Annotated in this window: 12 protein-coding genes; 4 read left to right on the top strand and 8 right to left on the bottom strand. The window is 70.0% G+C overall.

Features of this window, described 5'->3' with window-relative positions; genetic code table 11:
* Nucleotides 1–640: 640 nt before the first annotated feature.
* From ACQPYZ_RS06790 to ACQPYZ_RS06765, 6 genes are read right to left on the bottom strand one after another with little or no spacing between them, the layout of a single operon-like run.
* On the bottom strand, nt 641–1,429 hold the full coding sequence (locus ACQPYZ_RS06790) for a sirohydrochlorin chelatase (protein ID WP_433166361.1): 789 nt from the start codon (nt 1,427–1,429) through the stop codon (nt 641–643).
* A gap of 32 nt (nt 1,430–1,461) precedes the next feature.
* The gene (locus tag ACQPYZ_RS06785) at nt 1,462–2,589 is read right to left on the bottom strand and encodes a uroporphyrinogen-III synthase (RefSeq protein WP_433166359.1); all 1,128 of its coding nucleotides are present in this window, start codon (nt 2,587–2,589) and stop codon (nt 1,462–1,464) included.
* Nucleotides 2,579–2,938 (bottom strand): nitrite reductase small subunit NirD, encoded by a 360-nt coding sequence (nirD, locus tag ACQPYZ_RS06780; RefSeq protein ID WP_433166358.1) that lies wholly within the window; start codon nt 2,936–2,938, stop codon nt 2,579–2,581. Before nirD ends, ACQPYZ_RS06785 begins: the two co-directional genes overlap by 11 nt.
* Nucleotides 2,935–6,864: a nitrite reductase large subunit NirB gene (nirB, locus tag ACQPYZ_RS06775; protein ID WP_433166356.1), complete on the bottom strand. Its 3,930-nt coding sequence runs from the start codon at nt 6,862–6,864 to the stop codon at nt 2,935–2,937. Before nirB ends, nirD begins: the two co-directional genes overlap by 4 nt.
* Nucleotides 6,861–9,002 (bottom strand): molybdopterin oxidoreductase family protein, encoded by a 2,142-nt coding sequence (locus tag ACQPYZ_RS06770; RefSeq protein ID WP_433166355.1) that lies wholly within the window; start codon nt 9,000–9,002, stop codon nt 6,861–6,863. The genes nirB and ACQPYZ_RS06770 overlap by 4 nt, the downstream gene beginning before the upstream one ends.
* Entirely contained in the window at nt 8,999–10,366 is a 1,368-nt protein-coding gene (locus ACQPYZ_RS06765) for an MFS transporter (protein ID WP_433166354.1), read from the bottom strand. Before ACQPYZ_RS06765 ends, ACQPYZ_RS06770 begins: the two co-directional genes overlap by 4 nt.
* Before the next feature lie 183 nt (nt 10,367–10,549).
* Here ACQPYZ_RS06765 and ACQPYZ_RS06760 point away from each other — a divergent pair, with 183 nt between their 5' ends.
* The 3 genes from ACQPYZ_RS06760 (at nt 10,550) to ACQPYZ_RS06750 (ending at nt 14,718) form a co-directional block, all read left to right on the top strand.
* Nucleotides 10,550–12,748, top strand: coding sequence for an MMPL family transporter (locus ACQPYZ_RS06760; protein WP_433166352.1), 2,199 nt, complete (start codon nt 10,550–10,552; stop codon nt 12,746–12,748).
* Nucleotides 12,749–12,758: 10 nt separating this feature from the next.
* Nucleotides 12,759–13,199: a YdeI/OmpD-associated family protein gene (locus tag ACQPYZ_RS06755; protein ID WP_433166350.1), complete on the top strand. Its 441-nt coding sequence runs from the start codon at nt 12,759–12,761 to the stop codon at nt 13,197–13,199.
* Between the two features lie 79 nt (nt 13,200–13,278).
* A complete protein-coding gene (locus ACQPYZ_RS06750) occupies nt 13,279–14,718 on the top strand; it encodes an Nramp family divalent metal transporter (RefSeq protein ID WP_433166349.1) in 1,440 nt (479 codons plus the stop codon).
* Nucleotides 14,719–14,764: 46 nt separating this feature from the next.
* Here ACQPYZ_RS06750 and ACQPYZ_RS06745 read toward each other — a convergent pair whose 3' ends face one another.
* Entirely contained in the window at nt 14,765–15,730 is a 966-nt protein-coding gene (locus ACQPYZ_RS06745; protein WP_433166347.1) for a hypothetical protein, read from the bottom strand.
* A 141-nt stretch (nt 15,731–15,871) separates the two neighbouring features.
* A complete protein-coding gene (locus ACQPYZ_RS06740) occupies nt 15,872–16,789 on the bottom strand; it encodes an SMP-30/gluconolactonase/LRE family protein (protein WP_433166345.1) in 918 nt (305 codons plus the stop codon).
* Nucleotides 16,790–16,991: 202 nt separating this feature from the next.
* On the opposite strand from ACQPYZ_RS06740, the gene ACQPYZ_RS06735 reads away from it, so the two are divergent.
* Nucleotides 16,992–18,542, top strand: a complete 1,551-nt coding sequence (locus ACQPYZ_RS06735) for a three-helix bundle dimerization domain-containing protein (protein ID WP_433166343.1) — start codon at nt 16,992–16,994, stop codon at nt 18,540–18,542.
* The last annotated feature ends 173 nt before the right edge of the window (nt 18,543–18,715 follow it).

The following is an 18,715-nucleotide window of genomic DNA, read 5'->3' as shown; positions in this document are numbered from 1 at the left end:
AAGAATTACGGCGGCGACGGACCGTGCGAGACCGACTGTCTTGAGTGTGCAGCACGTCGCCGCGCTCGAATGGTGACTGAGCACCGGCACTAATCTCCACATGCGCAGTGTGGCATCTGACGACCTACCGCCGGGCGGAACCTCTCATATCGTGACCACATCGCAGTCGCGCGGGACTTAATGGGGAAAGATGCGGTTGCCCCCGGTCTGGCGCTACCTCCGCGAAATAGTTCTCCGGTCAGGCTTGGGTCCTGTGTAGGCGGTCGAGCCGAAGTTGACGAACCACCTCCTAACGGAAGCGGGTTGAACGGTCGATAGCCATCGAGCACCGACACCGCCCGAAATCTGGTGCGACGGCCGACGCTGTCCTGCCGGACAACCCACGATGGCACATGTGGTCAGCTCTGCCTGACGCAGATCCGGATTTCGATCCGCCCGCTTTCGGCGCCGACGGCACGCTGATCTCGCCCGACGGCGCAGCTACGCAGCGGTACCGCCGTCATCGGCGACGACGAACAGCGACCGCAGTGCCACAATGTCAGCCCGTACCCCGCCAATCCGATCGGTCTCGCGGTCCCGACGACAGGTCCGCACCAGACTGCACCGCCCTTGAATCGGCTACTGAGGCAAGATCTACGCCCTACACCGCGATCACGGAGCGATCGAGGGCGGATTCGTAGCGGTGGAGGGCTAGGTGGGACAGGCGGGGGTCGGGGCCCAGGGGTGGGGTTGTCGGGTGGGGGGCGGCCAGGCCCTGGAGTTTGTCGGCGAAGTAGCCGGGGGCCAGGAGGTACGTCGCGACGGCCAGGCGGCCCGGGATTCGGGAGAGGACTGACGTGAGGAGTTCGCCTTTGCCGGAGATGTAGGCGGTGGTGACCGGGCGGTCGATGCGGGTGGACAGCAGGCGAGCTGTTTGCCGGCAGTCCGCCAGAGCGCGCGGGTCGGATGAACCGGCGGCGGCCAGGACGACGTGGTCTGTGTGCGAGAGGTCGCCGAGGTGGTCGGTCATGATCTCGGCTAGCACGGGGTCGGGGCCGAGGGCGGGCGCGGCGTGGACGCGGCCGGGGTGGTGTGCGGCTTCGGCGGCGATGTCGACGTGGACGTGATAGCCGCTGGACAACAGGAGTGGTACGACGACCGCCTCACCCGCGTCAGCCATGACCCGGCTGACGAGACCTGGCAGCGCAGGTACGTCGACGTCGACGAAACCCAGCGAGATCGGGAGATCCGGCCGTTGCCGAGCCATCTCCCGAACGAGTTCGTGGACGACACGGATACCGCGCGGATCAGCCGTCCCGTGGGCGGCGGCGATGAGGTCGACGCCCGAGGCCGACGGCCCGGCGAAAGCATCGTCGCCCGAGCTCCGCCGGCTGCGGAGGTGGTTCGTCGCCATGACCCGACTCCGGCTGCGGAGGTGGTTCGTCGTCATGACCCGAGTCCGGCTGCTGAGGTGGTTCGTCGTCATGAGGCGACTCCGGCTGGTTCTACGGCGAGGCGGTAGCCACGGCGTACCACGGTGCGGACGAGTTCTGGTCGGCCGACCGCCGTGCGGAGTCGGTTGACCGTGACCTCCACCGCGTGGACGTCCTCGGCTCCGGGGAGCACCGCGAGCAGTTCCGGGCGCGACACCACATCACCGCCGGCCGCCACGAGTGCGGCCAGTACGGCGCGCGGACCCGGACCGAGCGGCAGCACCACACCGTCCAGCACCGCCGCGCCACCACGAATCACCAACTGCCCGAACTCGGTCTCGATCGACCGCGCGTTGTCGTCCGTGAGCCGGTCGGTGACGATCCGGATCAGCGCACCCAGCCGGAACCGGTCCGGGAGCAACGGCTCCAATCCCAACGTGTGAAAGGGGGTAGCCGTCACCGGACCGACGCAAGCGTTCAGCACCCGCCCGGTCCGCAGCGACGTGACGAGCGCGTCGTACTGCCCGGCCAGGGCCGCAGCGTCGAGCATCGCCTGCGCACCCGGCGCGGACGTGTGCACAACCGCATCCACCGCGCCCGAGCAGATCTGCCCGATCATCCGATCAACCAACGCAGGATCGGGCGCCGGCCCCCAGCGGTAGACCTCCAGCCCGCGCACGGACGCGCCGCCGGCCCGGAGCGCGTCCTGCAGTCCGGGGTCCGACAGACCATGCAGTTGTACGACGATCTTCCGCCCGTCAACGCCTTGGTCGCGCAACCACTCCACCACCTCGGCGGTCGTCTCCGACCGGGCGGACCAGTGTTCGACGAGACCCGCGGCCCGGATCGCACCGCGCGCTTTCGGGCCGCGGGCAAGGATGCGCGACTGCTCCAGGGTGCCGAGCAGATCCGCGGCGAGCCCGGCGGTGTCTGCCGCCTCGACCCAGCCGCGGAAGCCGACCGCGGTGGTGACGACGACATCGTCCGGCGGGTTCGCGATCACCCGCCGGGTCGCCTCGATCAGCGCGTGGTCGTCGGCGACGGGCACGATCTGCAGGGTCGGCGCGTGCAGCACCTTCGCACCACGCCGCTCGAACGACGCGATCAGGTCGTCCGCGCGACGGTGCGCGGTGATCGCGATCGTGCAGCCGCTCAGCGGCCCCGGCTTACCGTTCACCGCGCCGGGCCCCTTCCGCGCCCACCAGCACCTGTCCGTCGACGATCTCCACCGGGTAGACCGGAAGCGACACCGACGGATCGTCCAGGCACACCCCGGTGCGCAGGTCGAAGACCTGCTTGAACATCGGCGACGCCACCGTCTGGACGTCGCCCCGGCTGCCGACGATCCCGCGCGACATCACGTTCGCCCCGCTGAACGGATCTTGGTTGCCGATGGCAAACACCATCCCGTCGTGGGTGCGGAACAGCGCGATCTGTACCGACCCGACCAGCGCGGCGACCCCACGCTCCGGCAGCAGTACGTCGTACCGGCAGACCGCTGTCCGGCTGACCGCGGCAACGCTCATCGCCGTACCTCCAATCGAGGGCCGGCGAGCAGCACCGGCTCCAGCTGTCCACGTTCCGCCGGGGTGGCCGGCCGCGGCTGGTTGCGCTCGACCACGTACCGCAGGTCGGCGTCGGGCTGGTCCGGCGCGTTCACGAACGACACGAACCGGGCCAGCTTGTCGGGATCGTTCAGGGTCGCCAGCCACTCGTCGACGTACGCGTCCACGTGCGTGGCCATCGCCGCGTCCAGGTCGGCGGCGATGCCGAGGCTGTCGTTCAGTACGACGTCCCGGACGTGGTCGAGACCGCCTTCGATCTCGCTGATCCAGACCGACGTCCGCTGCAGCCGGTCGCCCGTCCGGACGTAGTACATGAGGAAGCGGTCGATCGCCCGGAACAGCTCCTCGTCGCTGAGGTCGGAGGCGAGCAGCTCGGCGTGCCGCGGCGTCATGCCGCCGTTGCCGCCGACGTACAGGTTCCAGCCCTTCTCGGTCGCGATCACGCCGACGTCCTTGCCGCGCGCCTCCGCGCACTCGCGCGCGCAGCCGGAGACGCCGAGCTTGAGTTTGTGCGGCGACCGCAGCCCGCGGTACCGCAGCTCCAGCGCGATCGCCATCCCGACCGAGTCCTGGACGCCGTACCGGCACCAGGTGGCGCCGACGCACGACTTCACCGTCCGCAGCGCCTTGCCGTACGCGTGCCCGGACTCGAACCCGGCGTCGACCAGCCGCTGCCAGATCGCCGGCAACTGTTCGATCCGCGCGCCGAACAGGTCGACCCGCTGGCCGCCGGTGATCTTGGTGTACAGGCCGAAGTCGCGGGCCACCTCGCCGATCGTGATCAGGCCCTCCGGGGTGATCTCGCCGCCGGGGATCCGCGGCACGACGGAGTACGTGCCGTCCTTCTGCATGTTCGCCATCACGTGGTCGTTGGTGTCCTGCAGGCTGGCCCGCTCACCCTCCAACACGTGCCCGGCCGGGTCCAGACTCGCCAGCACGGACGCGACCACGGGCTTGCAGATGTCGCAACCGCGGCCGGTGCCGTGCCGCTCGACGATCTCGCTGAACGTCCGCAGCCCGGTCACCCGGACCACGTCGAACAGCTCGGCGCGGGACAGCGCGAAGTGCTCACACAGCGCCTTGCTGACCTCGACACCGGCCTTGGTCAGCTCGGTGTTGAGCAGGTTCTTCACGATCGGCAGACAGGATCCACACGACGTCCCTGCCTTGGTCTTCCCGCACACCGACTTGAGGTCCGAGCAGCCCTCCTCGCGTACGGCGCACCGGATCGTGCCGGCCGAGACGTTGTTGCACGAGCAGACGGCCGCGTCGTCGGGCAGCTCGAGCTTGACCGGCCCGGCGCCCTCGGGCAGCAGGAACGCGGCCGGATCCGCGCCGAGCTCGCGGCCGACCATCGGGCGCAGACCGGAGTACGCCGACGCGTCGCCGACGAGGATGCCGCCGAGCAGGGTCCGGGCGTCGTCCGACAGCACGAGCTTCTTGTAGACACCGGCGACCGGGTCGGCGTAGACGATGTCGAGCGCACCCTCCGACGTACCGAAGGCGTCACCGAAGCTGGCCACGTCGACGCCGAGCAGCTTCAGCTTCGTCGATGTGTCCGCGCCCGGGAACGTCGCCTCCCCGCCGAGCAGCCGGTCCGCGACGATCTCGGCCATCGTGTAGCCGGGGGCAACCAAACCCCAGACGCGACCTTCGATGCACGCGACCTCACCGATCGCCCAGACGCCGGGGACCGACGTACGGCAGGCCTCGTCGACCACCACACCGCCACGTTCGCCGAGGTCCAGACCGGCGGCGCGGGCGAGCTCGTCGCGCGGCCGGACACCGGTCGCGAACACGACCACGTCGGCCGGCAGATCGGGGCCGCCGGCAACGGCCATCGCCTTCGCCGAGCCTTGTGAGGTCAACTTGACGCGGGTGCACTGGGTCGACACGAGGACGTCGACGTCCAGGCCCTCGATCAGGCGTGCGAGCGCGGCGCCACCACCTTCGTCCACCTGCAGCGGCATCAGTCGCGGCGCGAACTCGACCACCTTGGTCGCGGCCCCGAGCGCCCGGAGCGCACCGGCCGCTTCGAGACCGAGCAGCCCACCGCCGACCACGACCCCGTGGACGTCCTTGCCTTCGCTCTTGAGCCGCTCGACATACACGCGCAGGGCGGCCACGTCGTCGATCGTGCGGTAGACGAAGCAGCCCTGGGCGTCGTTGTTCTTCACCGGCGGCACGAAGGCCGACGAGCCCGTGGCCAGGACGAGCTCGTCGTACCCGAGCTGCTCGCCGCGGGCGGTCGTGACGGTCTTCGCCGAGGTGTCGATCGACGTGACCTGGACGCCCTTGCGCAACGTCACCGCCGGGTCGTCCCAGAGCTCCGGCTCGCCCAGCGAGAGGTCGTGCGGGTCGCGGCCCGAGAAGTAGCTGGTGAGCGCGACCCGGTCGTACGGCAGCCGCGGCTCCTCGGCGAGCACGGTGATCCGCCACTCGACGCCGGTGTCGCGCGAACGCAGCGCCTCGACCAGCCGGTGGGCGACCATGCCTCCGCCCACCACCACTACGTGCCGGGCCTTGTTCAGCTCTGTCATCGTCGCCCTCCTGGTCGGAACTGGTTCGGTCTCGCCGCGGCGGAACCGGTCGAGCAGCGCGCCGACGGCCCCGGTGCAGCTGCCGCACCCGGTGGTCGCTCGCGTGGTCGCGGCGATGCCGGCGACGCTGTCGGCACCTCCCCGCCAGGCCGCCTCGATCGCGGCCCTGGTGACCCCGTTGCACCGGCACACGGTGGCCGGCTTCTTCGTCGGTACGTCGGCAGTCGCCAGCAGCCCGTCGGCCGCGACCGGCGTACCCCGGTCCGCCAGCAGCACGAGCTCGGCCGCCACCTCCGGCGCCCCCACCGCCACCGCCGCCCGCACGATGCCGTCGCGCAGCACGGCCCGCACATACCGCTCCCCGTCCTCGAGCCGCACCACCTCCCCGTCCTCGTGCTTGTCGCCCAGCACCAAGAGGTCGAGCCCACCGGCCGTCAACCGCAGCACCTCGAACTCGGGCGGACTCACCGGCTCCAGGTTGGAGGACGGCGGGGTAGCGAGGTGGGTTGCGAGCGCTTCGGCGTGGGACCAGGCGGACGCGACCGTGCCGGTCACGCGGCCGTCGAGTTCGGCGCAGTCGCCGATGGCGTGGACTCGTGGGTCGCCGAGGCTCGTCAGTGTTCGGTCCACGACGATGCCGCCCGTCGGGCCGATCGGCAGCCCCGCCGCGAGCTCCGTCCGTGGCTGCACCCCAGACGCGACGACGAGCAGATCACCGAACACCTGCCGGCCACCGCGCAACCGCAGCGCCCGGAAAGACCCAGACCGCAACTCGGTGCCGTCGAGCGTCGTGTTGAGCAACACCTCGACGCCGAGCTCGCGCACCGCACGGGTGACCCGACGGCCGGCCGTGAGCCGGATCGTCTTGTCCAGCAGGGTTTCCCCGTCGTGGACCAACGTCACCGCAACCCCACGTTCGCGCAGCGCACACGCGGTCTCGACCCCGAGCACACCTCCGCCGAGCACGACCGCACGCCGTACGCGTGTCAGATTGTCAACAATCGACTGAGCATCCGCAGCAGACCGCAATGTATGGACCCCAGGCGCGTCAGCCACCCCACGCGGCACCACCGCGGTCGCCCCGGTCGCGAAGACCAACCGGTCGTAGGACCACACACCCCCGGCAGCATCAACCACCACCCGCCGCGTCCGATCCACCCGGACCGCGGTCACCAACTCTTCGTTCCCCACCACGGGCGAGGCCGCGCGACCGGCGACGTACTCGGTCAGCCGGCCACGGTTGTACGACGCCTCGTCCCCCAGGACCACCACGTCGTACGACGGAAGCAGCCCGGCCAACCGCCGGCCGGCCATGCCGCCACCGATGATCATCACCCGCTCGTTCATGCCGGAACTCCAGTCGCCGGAAGGCTGGCGGCTGTGACGTCGACGGCACACGCCTTGAACTCGGGCATCCGCGACACCGGGTCGAGCGCGTCGTTGGTGAGCTCGTTGACCGCACCGGCACCGCCGTAGTGGAACGGCACGAAGACCGTGTCCGGGCGGACGTCGGCGGTCACGCGGGCCGGGAGCACGAGCGACCCCCGCGCGGTCCGCAACCGGATCGGGCGCCCGTTGGTGACACCGAGTTGCGCGGCGACCCGCGGATGAAGCTCGGCGAACGCCTCGGGCTCGGCCTCGTCGAGCTCCGCCACGCGACGCGTCTGGGCACCGCTCTGGTAGTGCTGCAGCAGCCGGCCGGTGATCAGGTAGAGCGGGGCCTCCGCGTGCAGATCGTCGGCAACCGGCCGGTGGTCGACCGCAACCACGTGCGCACGCCCGTCCGGCGTCGCGAAACCGTCCGCGAACAGCCGTGGCGTCCCTGGATGCCCGTCGGCCGGCACCGGCCAGAACAGCGCCTCGCCCGCGTCGATCCGCTCCCAGGTGATCCCCGAGTAGTCCGCCTTGCCGCCCTTGCTGGCCAGCCGCAACTCCTCGAACACCTCGGCCGGGTCGGTCGAGAACGGCACCGGGCTCGCCAGCCGCTCGGCCAGACCGGCGAACACGGCCAGGTCGCTGCGCACCTCACCCGGTGGCGCGAGAGCAGCCCGGCGGCGCAGGACGCGGCCCTCGAGGGAGGTCATCGTGCCGTCTTCCTCGGCCCACTGCGTCACCGGAAAGACCACGTCCGCCAGCAACGCGGTCTCCGAAGGAACGACGTCGGCCACCACCAGCAGGTCGAGCGACGCCAGCCGCTCCCGCACCGACGCGAGCCGCGGCGCCGAGACCAGCAAATTGCTCCCATGGACCAGCAGTGCTTTCGGCCCGTCCGCCGTACCGAGTGCGTTGATGAGCTCGACCGCACTCCGACCGGCGCCGGGAAGGCTCGCGGGATCGACACCCCAGACCGCGGCAACGTGCGCACGGGCGGCGGGGTCGGTGATGCTGCGGTAGCCAGGAAGCTGATCGGCCTTCTGACCGTGCTCCCGGCCACCCTGCCCGTTCCCCTGCCCGGTGATGCAGCCGTATCCGCTGCCCAGCCGACCAGGCAGCCCCAACACCAGCGCGAGGTTGATGCAGGCCGTCACCGTGTCCGTGCCCTTGCTGTGCTGCTCAGCCCCACGCCCTGTCAGGACGAACGCACCCGAACCACCATGCACCGGCGCTGCCGAGGCCAGGGCCCGCGCTGCCCGCCGGATCGTCGCGGCCGGCACCCCGGTCACCCGCTCCGCCCGCTCAGGCCACCACGACGCCGTCGACCGGAACAACGCATCCGGGTCATCGGTCCGCTCAGCGAGGTACGCCGTATCCGCAAGACCTTCCTGCAGTACGACGTGTGTCAGCGCGAGCACGAGCGCCAGATCGGTCCCGGGGGTGGCCTGGAGATGGATGCCGGCGCCGTCCGCGGTCAGCGATGCGGTCGCCGTACGGCGCGGGTCGACGACCAGAAGCCCACCCGAGCCGCGGACGCCGTCGAGGTGCGCGACCGCGGGCGGCATCGTCTCGGCGAGGTTGCTGCCGACCAGCAGGACGGCGCCGGCTCCGGCCAGGTCGGCCAGCGGGAACGGCAGCCCGCGGTCGATGCCGAAGGCACGGTTCGTCGCGGCCGCCGCGGACGACATGCAGAACCGGCCGTTGTAGTCCACGTTCGCGGTCCTCAGGGCGACCCGGGCGAACTTGCCGAGCGCGTACGCCTTCTCGTTGGTCAGCCCGCCACCGCCGAAGACCGCGACCGCGTCGTTGCCGTGCTCGGCCTGCAGCGCCCGGATGCGGCCGGCCACCAGGTCGAGCGCCTCGTCCCAGCTCGCCGGAACCAATTCACCGGCTGCGTCCCGGATCAGCGGCGTGGTGAGCCGGTCCGGCACGGTCAGCACCTCGGGAGCCGTCCAGCCCTTCCGGCACAGTCCGCCCTTGTTCGTCGGGCCACCCTGGTAGCTCTGCGTGGCACGCGGCCGCACCTCCACCGCACCCGGCCGGTCGACCGGGTGCAACGTGGTGGCGCACTGCAGAGCGCAGTACGGACAGTGGGTCGGGACTCCGCTCACACGCGCTCCCGGGTGAGCGGGCCGCCCTTGCGGAGGTAGCAGAAGTAGGTCACGGCCAGGCAGACCACGTAGAAGCCGCAGAAGACGTAGAGCGCCGGGATCAGCGAGCCGTAGCTGCTCGTCGACATCGCGAATCCGCGCGGGACCAGGAAGCCGCCGTACGCACCGACGGCGGACGCGATCCCGATGCAGGCCGCCGCCTCCCGCCGCGCCCGGCCCGGGTCGTCCGGGGTGGTCAGCCGGAACACCGCCGGGATCATCCGGTACGTCGACCCGTTGCCGGCGCCACTGGCGACGAACAGGAACAGGAAGCTGACCAGGAACGCGGTGAAACTGCCAGCGTTCAGCGACACGATCGCCGCCAGGATGCCGAGCCCCATCACCACGAACGCGCAGACCGTCACCCAGGCGCCGCCGAGCCGGTCGGCCAGCTTGCCGCCGAACGGACGGGCGACCGAGCCGACCAGCGCGCCGAGGAAGGCGATGTGGGCCACGGTGATCTCGGGGAACGTGGTCTTGATCAGCAGCGGGAACGCCGCGCCGAAGCCGATGAACGAGCCGAACGTGCCGATGTAGAGGAACGAGATGATCCAGGTGTGCGGCCGCTTCGCCGCCGCGATCGAGGTGAAGAACGACGAGGTCGCGACGGATAGGTTCGCCATCAGCTTCCAGGCGAGGAAGGCGGCCAGGACGATCAGCGGGATCCACAGCAGCCCGGCCCGGTTCAGCGACAGCCCGGCGCCGAGCACGATCACCACCGGCACCACCAGCTGGACGACGGCGACGCCCAGGTTGCCGCCGGCCGCGTTGATGCCGAGCGCGAACCCCTTCTCCTTCTCCGGGTAGAAGAACGAGATGTTCGTCATGCTGCTGGCGAAGTTGCCTCCGCCCACACCCGCGGTCGCCGCGACCAGCGCCATCAGCCAGAACGGCGTGTCCGGCTGCGTCATGAAGTACGACAGCCCGATCGTCGGCACCAGCAGCAGGAGCGCGGACACGATCGTCCAGTTCCGGCCGCCGAACCGCGGTACGGCGAAGGTGTACGGCAACCGCAGGGTCGCGCCGACCAGGCTGGGCAGCGCGACCAGCCAGAACAGCTGGTCCGTGGAGTAGGTGAAGCCGGCCCTCGGCATCGAGACGACCACGATGCTCCACAGCTGCCAGACGGAGAAGCCGAGGAACTCGGCGAAGATCGACGGCCAGAGGTTCCGGCGCGCGACCGCGCGGCCCTTCCCGGCCCAGAAGGTGGCGTCCTCAGGGTCCCAGACATCGATCCAGCGCCCGCGCCGCGGCGCCTCGACCGTCCCTACCGCGCCGCTCCCGTCGCGGGTGGCGACGGCGTCCGGTCGTGCCTCGAGCGTCATCTCACGTCTCCGATCGTCCGACCTCACTGATTAGGCCAGGACGCTATGACCGGGGTGTTTCCGCGTAGTCATCTTGTTGTTACGCCGCCGAAACGGCTCCCGCACACCAGTCGGCGGGTGGTGAGAGAAGAGGAAGTCCCGGCGGCTGGGTACTGTGCCCCTACCGACGGCGAGGGGACAACGGTGAATCCGACTGAGCAGACCACCGAGGACGCGGCTCCGGACACGAGCGGCACCGGCAGGGCCGGGCGGGGCGGCCGGAGCGGCGGGCGCTGGGCCTGGCGGGCCGGGATCGCCGCCGTCCTGATCGCCTGGCTGGTGCTCGGCTCGCTCGGCGGCCCGACGGTCGGCAAGCTGAGCGAAGTCCAGGAGAACGACAACGCCAACTTCCTCCCCGAACAGGCCGAGTCCACCCTGGTCAGCGACGAGGCCGCGAAGTTCGTCGACTCCAACGCCCTGCCGTACTTCGTCCTGATCCAGCGCGAGGCCGGGATCACGCCCGCCGACCTGACCAAGGCCAACGAGTTCCTCGCCGCGGTGCCGACGCTCGACCTCGGCAACGGCAAGACCATCGGCGACTACCTCGCCTCCCCCGCCAAGACCGTCATCCCGTCCGAGGACAAGAAGGCCTTACTGCTTACCGTCGAACTCGACGGCGACCGGGTCGATGACGTCGTCCACGAAGGCGAGACCGTCCTGTACGCCGCCGCCGACACAATGCGCACGGAGATCAAGCAGGACCTCACTCCCACCGGTCTGCAGGTCTACGTGACCGGGCCGGGCGGTGTGTTCGCGGACTTCGTGGTCGCCTTCGGCGGGATCGACGGCATCCTGCTCGGGGTCGCGCTCGCGGTCGTGTTCGTGATCCTGCTGATCGTCTATCGCAGCCCGATCCTGCCGATCGCGGTCCTGCTGACCGCGGTGTTCGGTCTCGCCCTGGCCGCCCTGGTGGTGTACCCATTGGCGAAGAACGGCGTCATCGAACTCAACGGGCAGAGCCAGGGCATCCTGTTCATCCTGGTCGTCGGCGCCGCCACCGACTACTCGCTGCTCCTCGTCTCCCGTTACAAAGAGGAGTTGCACGACTACACCAGCAAGTACGACGCGATGAAGGTCGCGTGGCGGGCGTCGATCGAGCCGATCGCGGCCAGCGCGGCCACGGTCATCCTCGGATTGCTGTGCCTGCTGCTGTCCGAGCTCGGCAGCACGAAGGGCCTCGGCCCGGTCGGCGCGATCGGGATCGCCGGCGCCCTGGTCGCCTCGATGAGCTTCCTGCCGGCCATCCTGCTCGCCTTCGGCCGGCGGATCTTCTGGCCGTCGATTCCGCGGGTCGACCATGTGCACGCGCGCGACCAGGTCGGCGGCCGCAAGCTGTGGGGCCGGGTGTCGGGCCTGGTCGGCAAGAGTCCGCGCAAGGTCTGGGCGATCACCGCGCTGGCGCTGCTGGCGTGCGCGGCGTTCCTGCCGACGTTCAGCGCGAGCGGGATCTCGCAGGAGGACCTGTTCCTGGACAAGGTCGAGTCCGTCACCGGTCAGGAGGAGCTCGCCAAGCACTTCGACGCCGGCGCCGGTACGCCGGTCCAGATCCTCACCCCGGTCGCCCAAGCCGAGCAGGTGGTCCGGACCGCCTCGGAGGTCGACGGCGTCGGCGAGGCGTCGGCGTCGGCGGCTCCCGGCGTACCCCCGAAGGTTGTCGAGGGCAAGGTCCTGGTCCAGGCGACGCTCGAGGTCGCGGCCGACTCGCCGGAGGCCACGAAGGTGGTCGAGCACCTGCGGACCGAGCTGGACCAGGTGTCGCCGGACATCCTGGTCGGCGGGAACACCGCGATCAACCTGGACGTGCTGGACGCGAGTGAGCGGGACCTGCGGGTGATCATCCCGGCGATCCTGGCGGTCATCTTCGTCGTCCTGATGCTGCTGCTGCGGTCGATCGCCGCGGCCGCCCTGCTGGTGGTGGCGAACGTGATCTCCTTCGCCGCGACGGTCGGGGTGAGCGCGCTGATGTTCAACCACGTGTTCGACTTCCCGGGCGCCGACCCGAGCATCCCGTTGTACGCGTTCGTCTTCCTGGTTGCGCTGGGCATCGACTACTCGATCTTCCTGATGACGCGGGTGCGGGAGGAATCCCAGAGCCAGGGCACCCGCCCGGGCATCCTGATCGGCCTCGCGGTCACCGGCGGCGTGATCACCTCCGCCGGCGTGGTGCTCGCGGCAACGTTCTCCGCGCTCGCCGTACTGCCCATCCTGTTCCTGGTCCAGATCGCCTTCATGGTCGCGTTCGGCGTCCTCCTCGACACCACCGTCGTCCGCTCCCTCCTCGTCCCCGCCCTCGCCTACGACATCGGCAAGAAAGTCTGGTGGCCCAGCAAGCTGTCGTCCTAAGGTCGCGGGTATGGAGACCTTTGAGGGGACTGTGGTGGTCAATGACGGGGGTGGGGCTTGGGTTGAGGTGCCTGGGGAGGTGGTGGCTGCGCTCGGGGGTGGGGGGCGGATTCCGGTGCGGGCCTCGTTCGACGGGGTGGCTTATCGGGGGTCGATCGCGTCGATGGGTGGGTGTATGGCGCTGGGGATGTTGAAAAGCATCCGGGGGCAGTTGGGCAAGGACGACGGGGACACGGTCACCGTGACCGTCGAGCGGGACACGGCGGAGCGGACGGTCGACGTACCGGCGGAGCTGGCGGCGGCGCTGGACGAGGCGGGGCTGCGGGCGGCGTTCGACAAGCTCAGCTACAGCCACCGTCGCGAGCACGTGAACGCGATCAACGAGGCGAAGAAGCCGGAAACCCGGGCCCGGCGGATCGCGAAGGCGCTGGAGATGCTCAAGGGTTCTTGAGTCGTGGCTGTGTCGGGTCGCCTGTACCCACCTCATTGGTTAACCTCCCGAACAGGGGGTCGAGGAAGTGAGGAGCCCGATGGCAGACACCACTACCAGTGACCACGGCAGATTCGCGCTGCCCACGAAGAACCTGCCGGAGCCGCAGGTTCGCGACCTGCCCGAGCCGCCGACCAACACCTGGAAGATCGTCGGTCCCGGCATGGTCGGCGCCGGCGTCGGCCTGGCCTCCGGCGAGTTCATCCTCTGGCCGTACATCTCCAGCCAGGTCGGCCTGGTGTTCCTCTGGGGCGCGCTGGTCGGCGTGATCATCCAGTGGTTCCTGAACATGGAGATCGAGCGGTACACGCTGGCCACTGGTGAGACAGCGTTGACCGGCTTCAACCGGTACGGCAAGCACTGGGGCATCTTCTTCGCGATCATGACCTACTTCGCGAACATGTGGCCCGGCTGGGCGACCAGCTCGGCCTCGATGCTCACGTACCTGTTCGGCGCCGGCGACCCGCGCTGGATCGCGATCGGCATCCTGCTCTCGATCGGCCTGATCCTGACCTTCGCGCCGGTCGTGTACGTGATGCTCGAGCGGCTGATCTTCGTCAAGATCCTGGCGGTCGCCCTGCTCGTCGTCCTCGCGCTCGCGTTCGCGATCCGCGGCCGCACCTACAGCGCGCTCGGCGACGCCGTCACCGCGCCGCAGTTCCCGGCCGACCAGCTCGGGTTCGCGCTCATCATGGGCGCGATCGCGTACGCCGGTGCCGGCGGCGGGCAGAACCTGGTCCAGAGCAACTGGATCCGGGACAAGGGCTTCGGGATGGGCGCGCACGTGCCCCGGCTGGTCTCGCCGATCACCGGTGAGACCGAGGCGGACCCGACCGCCAAGGGGTACGTGTTCAACGTCGACGAGCAGAACATGGCGCGCTGGCGGCGCTGGTGGAAGTTCGCGAACGTCGAGCAGGCGTCGACGTTCGTCGTGATCACCGTGCTGACCATCACGTTCACGTCGATGCTCGCGCACGCCACCCTGTTCGGGAGCCCGGACGTCAAGAACAACATCAGCTTCCTCAAGGTCGAGGGCACCGAGCTGCAGTCGCTGGTCGGCGGCTGGTTCGGCTACCTCTTCTGGGCGATCGGTGCGTTCGCGCTGTTCGCCGCCGCGGCCGGCATCGTCGACTACACGTCCCGGCTGACCTCCGACATGATCAAGGCCCGCTACCTGCGCAACTCGTCGGTGAGCGAGTCCAAGTTGTACTTCTACCTCGTCTGGGGACTGGTTGCCTTCGGCATCATCGTGCTGCTGGCCGGCCTGACCCAGCCGCTGGTGCTGCTGGTCATCTCCGCGTGCACCGCGGGCACGATGATGTTCTTCTACTCCGGCCTGCTCTGGTGGATGAACTCCCGCGCCCTGCCCAAGGCGATCCGGATCAGCCCGCTGCGCGCCGCGGTCATGCTGTTCGCCTTCCTGGCGTTCGGCTTCCTGGCCGTCTTCACCGTCATCGACCAGGTCCAGAAGAACTTCTGACCCCTACCCGGGTACGACGCCCCGCCCGGCGCCGTACCCGGGAACCTCATCGGACGACCACGCCGCCCCGCCGCGGAGCGTAGGACGGGATGGTCGAGATGCAGTCGGCGATGGGCGGCTGGTCCGGGGACCAGCTCAGGAGCCATCCGAGGCGGTCGGTCCGGCCATCCTTGAGCGAGAACGACACCGGCTTGCCGACCTGCGCCGGGTCTTTCGACTTGGTCACGACGCCGGTGGTGATCGCGACGGGTCCGCCGCTGCTCAGGCACGTGAGCTTGCCTTCGACATTGGTGCCGCGGTCCGTCAGCCGGAAGCGTCCCTGAACGTCGACCGGCGTGCCTCCGGCCGGAACGTGCGCGGCGAGCTGGAACCGCATCGTCCCGCGGGCGGTCGGGCTCGGACCACGGAGCACGGCGGCAACCGTCGTACCGTCGTTCTTTGCCGCCACTGTCACGGAGGAACCGTTGCCCTTGGGTCGGTTCTGTCCGTCGCGGACCTCGAAGCCGCTCTCGGTCAGGGCGAGGTGCGGGGCGGTGCCCTGGAGCGGGCTCACCGGGGCGCCGAAGAAGCCCCAGAGCCAGCCGATGCGGTCCTGGTCGCCGCCGTCGTACACGGTGAAGGCGACCGGCTTGCCGATGAACTCCATGTCGACGTCGGGGTGCTCGGCCGCGTCGATCACGCCGGTCACCACGGCCACCTCGTCGACCGCGCGCAGACTGGTGATCCGGCCGCTGAACTCGGCGAGCAGACGACCGTCGGGTTTGCGGTGCACGACGCGGAAGGATCCGGACGGCCGCAGCGGATCGGTGGCGCGACCGTCGATCTCGAACCGCACCGGGTCGCCCTCCATCCCCGGAAACTCCGGTCCCAGCTGACCGGCACCGACGCCGGACACCTGCATCACCGCGCCATTCCCCGCCGTCGCGGCGTCACCCGCAGCGACGGACGACGTCGTGACACCGACGGTCAGCAGCAGCGCCAGCACTCCAGCGGATATCGAACGACGGAACACACGCACTCCTCGGGATCCGGCCCGCCCGTCGCGGGCCACTCGAGCCACGCTGTCAGCCGCACGCCCCGGTGTGATCCATCGCGAGAACCAACCGCCTCCCTCGCCCGAGGGAGACCGTCACTAGTGATCCGACGCGGGGCACTAGTACGGGCCGGGAGCACCGTTGACGGTGGTGAAGACCGAGTAGACCGAGGTGGTCGCGGTGAGGAAGAGGCGGTTGCGCTTGGCACCGCCCCAGACGAGGTTCGAGACGGTCTCGGGGACGAGGAGCTTGCCGAGCAACGTGCCGTCCGGGTGGTACACGTGCACGCCGTCGGCCGCGGACGCCCAGACGCGCCCCTCGGTGTCGAGCCGGATGCCGTCGAAGATCCCGTTGCCACACTCGGCGAACAGTTCGCCGCCGGACAGCTTGTCACCGTCGACCCTGAAGACCCGCAGCGTCCCCTCCTCGGAGTCGGCGATGTAGAGCAACGACTCGTCCGGCGAGAACGCCAGCCCGTTCGGGCGGTTGAAGTCGTCCGCGACCCGGGTCAGCACGCCGTCCGGCGAGACCCGGTAGACGTGGCAGCCGCCGGTCTCGATCTCGGCCTTGAAGCCTTCGTAGTCGCTGTCGATGCCGTACGCCGGATCGGTGAACCAGACCGACCCGTCGCGCTTGACCACGACGTCGTTCGGGCTGTTCAGCCGCTTCCCGTCGTACTCGGAGGCCAGCACGCTGACCGCGCCGTGGTGCTCGGTCCGGGTCACCCGGCGGTTGCCGTGCTCGCAGCTGACCAGGCGGCCCTCGGTGTCGAGGGTGTGCCCGTTGGTGTTTCCGGCCGGGTGCCGGAAGACCGAGACCTGGTACGACGTCTCGTCCCAGCGCAGGATGCGGTCGTTCGGGATGTCGCTCCACAGCAGGTAGCGGCCGGCCGGCACGTAGACGGGACCCTCGACCCACCGCCCGCCGGTCCACAGCCGCTCGAGCAGCGTGTCACCGCGGATGCCGTCGAACCGGTCGTCCAGCTTCTCCCAGACGGCCGGCGCGGTCCCTGCCAACGGCTCGAGAATTCCGGTCATCACTACTCCTCACCCAGTCGACTCCCCGTCCCCGGAAACCCTATTCCCTCCCCCGCCCGAGCGCCTGCCTGAGCCCGGTCGCGAGCACCGCACGGCGGCGGCGCCGGATGGACCTGTCGATGCGGAACGATGTGTCCGGCGCCGGACGGGGGCGCTGACGAGCCGGAGCCTTCCCAGGAGTCAAGACAGTGGAGAAATCCCCTTGAAGCTCGACACCGTCCGCGAGGACAAGGCGATCCTGAACGTGACCAGGAGGCTCGCCGACACCTTCTCCGACCTCCATTCCCCCGAAGACGTCGAGGCCGCCGTGCAGGCGGCTCACCAGCGGTTCACCGGCGACCCGGTCCGCGAGTACGTGCCGATCCTGGTCGAGCGCATCGTCCGCGCCGAACTGAGCCCGCACCCCGACCCGGTTGCCCCCGAGACACTGGACGACCGCAAAGCCAAATGGACCAGACCCCCATCAGTAACCCTGGAAGCCACCACGGCAGCGACCGCCACTGGACCGGACGGCGGCTCGCCCGCGTCTCCCGCTGAGGCGGACGGCGCTTCGCCGGCGGACGGCGGCTCGCCGGTCGGCGGCGCCGGGGCGGTGGGTGGTGGGACGCCGGGTTCCGGTACGACGACTGCGGGGCCTGGCGGATCGCGGCGCCGGGTTGCTCTTCCGGCGGCCGTTGCCGGCGTGCTGGTCGTCGCCACGCTGACCACGATCGTCATCGTCCGGAACGGCGACGACGTCCAGGCCGGCACCACGCCCGCGACCGCCACGGTCAGCGGCGTCATCGGCTCGGAGAAGCGGGCCTTCTTCGAGGATCCCGACGTACAGGCCGCCCTCGCCGCACACGGCCTCGCGGTGAAGATCGACACCGCCGGCTCCCGCGAGATCGCGACCTCGGTCGACCTGAAGAAGTACGACTTCGCCTTCCCGTCCAGCACGGTCGCGGCCGAGCGCATCCAGCAGCCGAGCGGCAACCGGCCCGCGATCACCGGCAAGAAGTACGCCGTGTTCTCCTCGCCGATGGCGATCGCGACGTACCGGCCGATCGCCAACCTGCTGTCCGCGACCGGGATCGCCAAGCAGGTCGACGGCGTCTGGTACTTCGACGTCCGCAGGTACGTCGACCTCGTCCGGGCCCGGATGCGGTGGGACAACATCCGCGGCAACACGACGTACCCGGTCGGCAAGCGGATCCTGGTCACCACCACCGACCCGCGGACCTCGAACTCGGCGGCGATGTTCCTGTCGATCGCCAGCTACGTCGCGAACGGCGACACCGTGGTGCAGGGCGCCGCCGCGGAGAAGAAGGTGCTGCCGCTGGTCGCGCCGCTGTTCGTCAACCAGGGGTACACCGACAGCTCGAGCGAGGGTCCGTTCGACGACTACCTGTCGCTCGGCATGGGCAAGACGCCGCTGGTGTGCATCTACGAGGCGCAGTTCGTGGAGGCCGCGGTCCGCGAGAAGCTCAGCCGCGACATGGTGCTGATGTACCCGTCGCCGACCGTGCAGTCCAAGCACACCCTGCTGTCGCTCACTCCGCAGGGCGAGAAGCTCGGCGAGGTGCTGACGACGGACGAGAAGCTCCAGCAACTCGCGGCCCGGCACGGGTTCCGTACGGCGGACGCGGCGCAGTTCGCCGAGGTCGTCGCCGAGCACCGGGTGCCGGTGGCCGAGGAGATCATCGACGTGGCCGACACGCCGACGTACGAGACCCTCGAGCACCTGCTCGACGGCGTCTCCAAGTCGTACCGCTGACCTCTCCGGGCGGCGGCCGGAGCTAGTCCCCGATCGCCGCCCGAGCTCATCCCCCGCTCGCCCGCCGGCTCGTCCCCCGCTCGCCAGCCGCCTCGTCCCAGGTCGCCGGCCCGGGCGCGTCCCCGGTCGCCCGCCCGGCTCGGCTCCGGTCGCCCGCTCGGCTCGTCGCGGGT

The organism is Kribbella sp. CA-247076 (assembly GCF_050942445.1).
Taxonomy (GTDB): Bacteria; Actinomycetota; Actinomycetes; order Propionibacteriales; family Kribbellaceae; genus Kribbella.
Note: the sequence above shows the minus strand (reverse complement) of the source record. Positions and strands in the feature narration are given on the sequence as shown.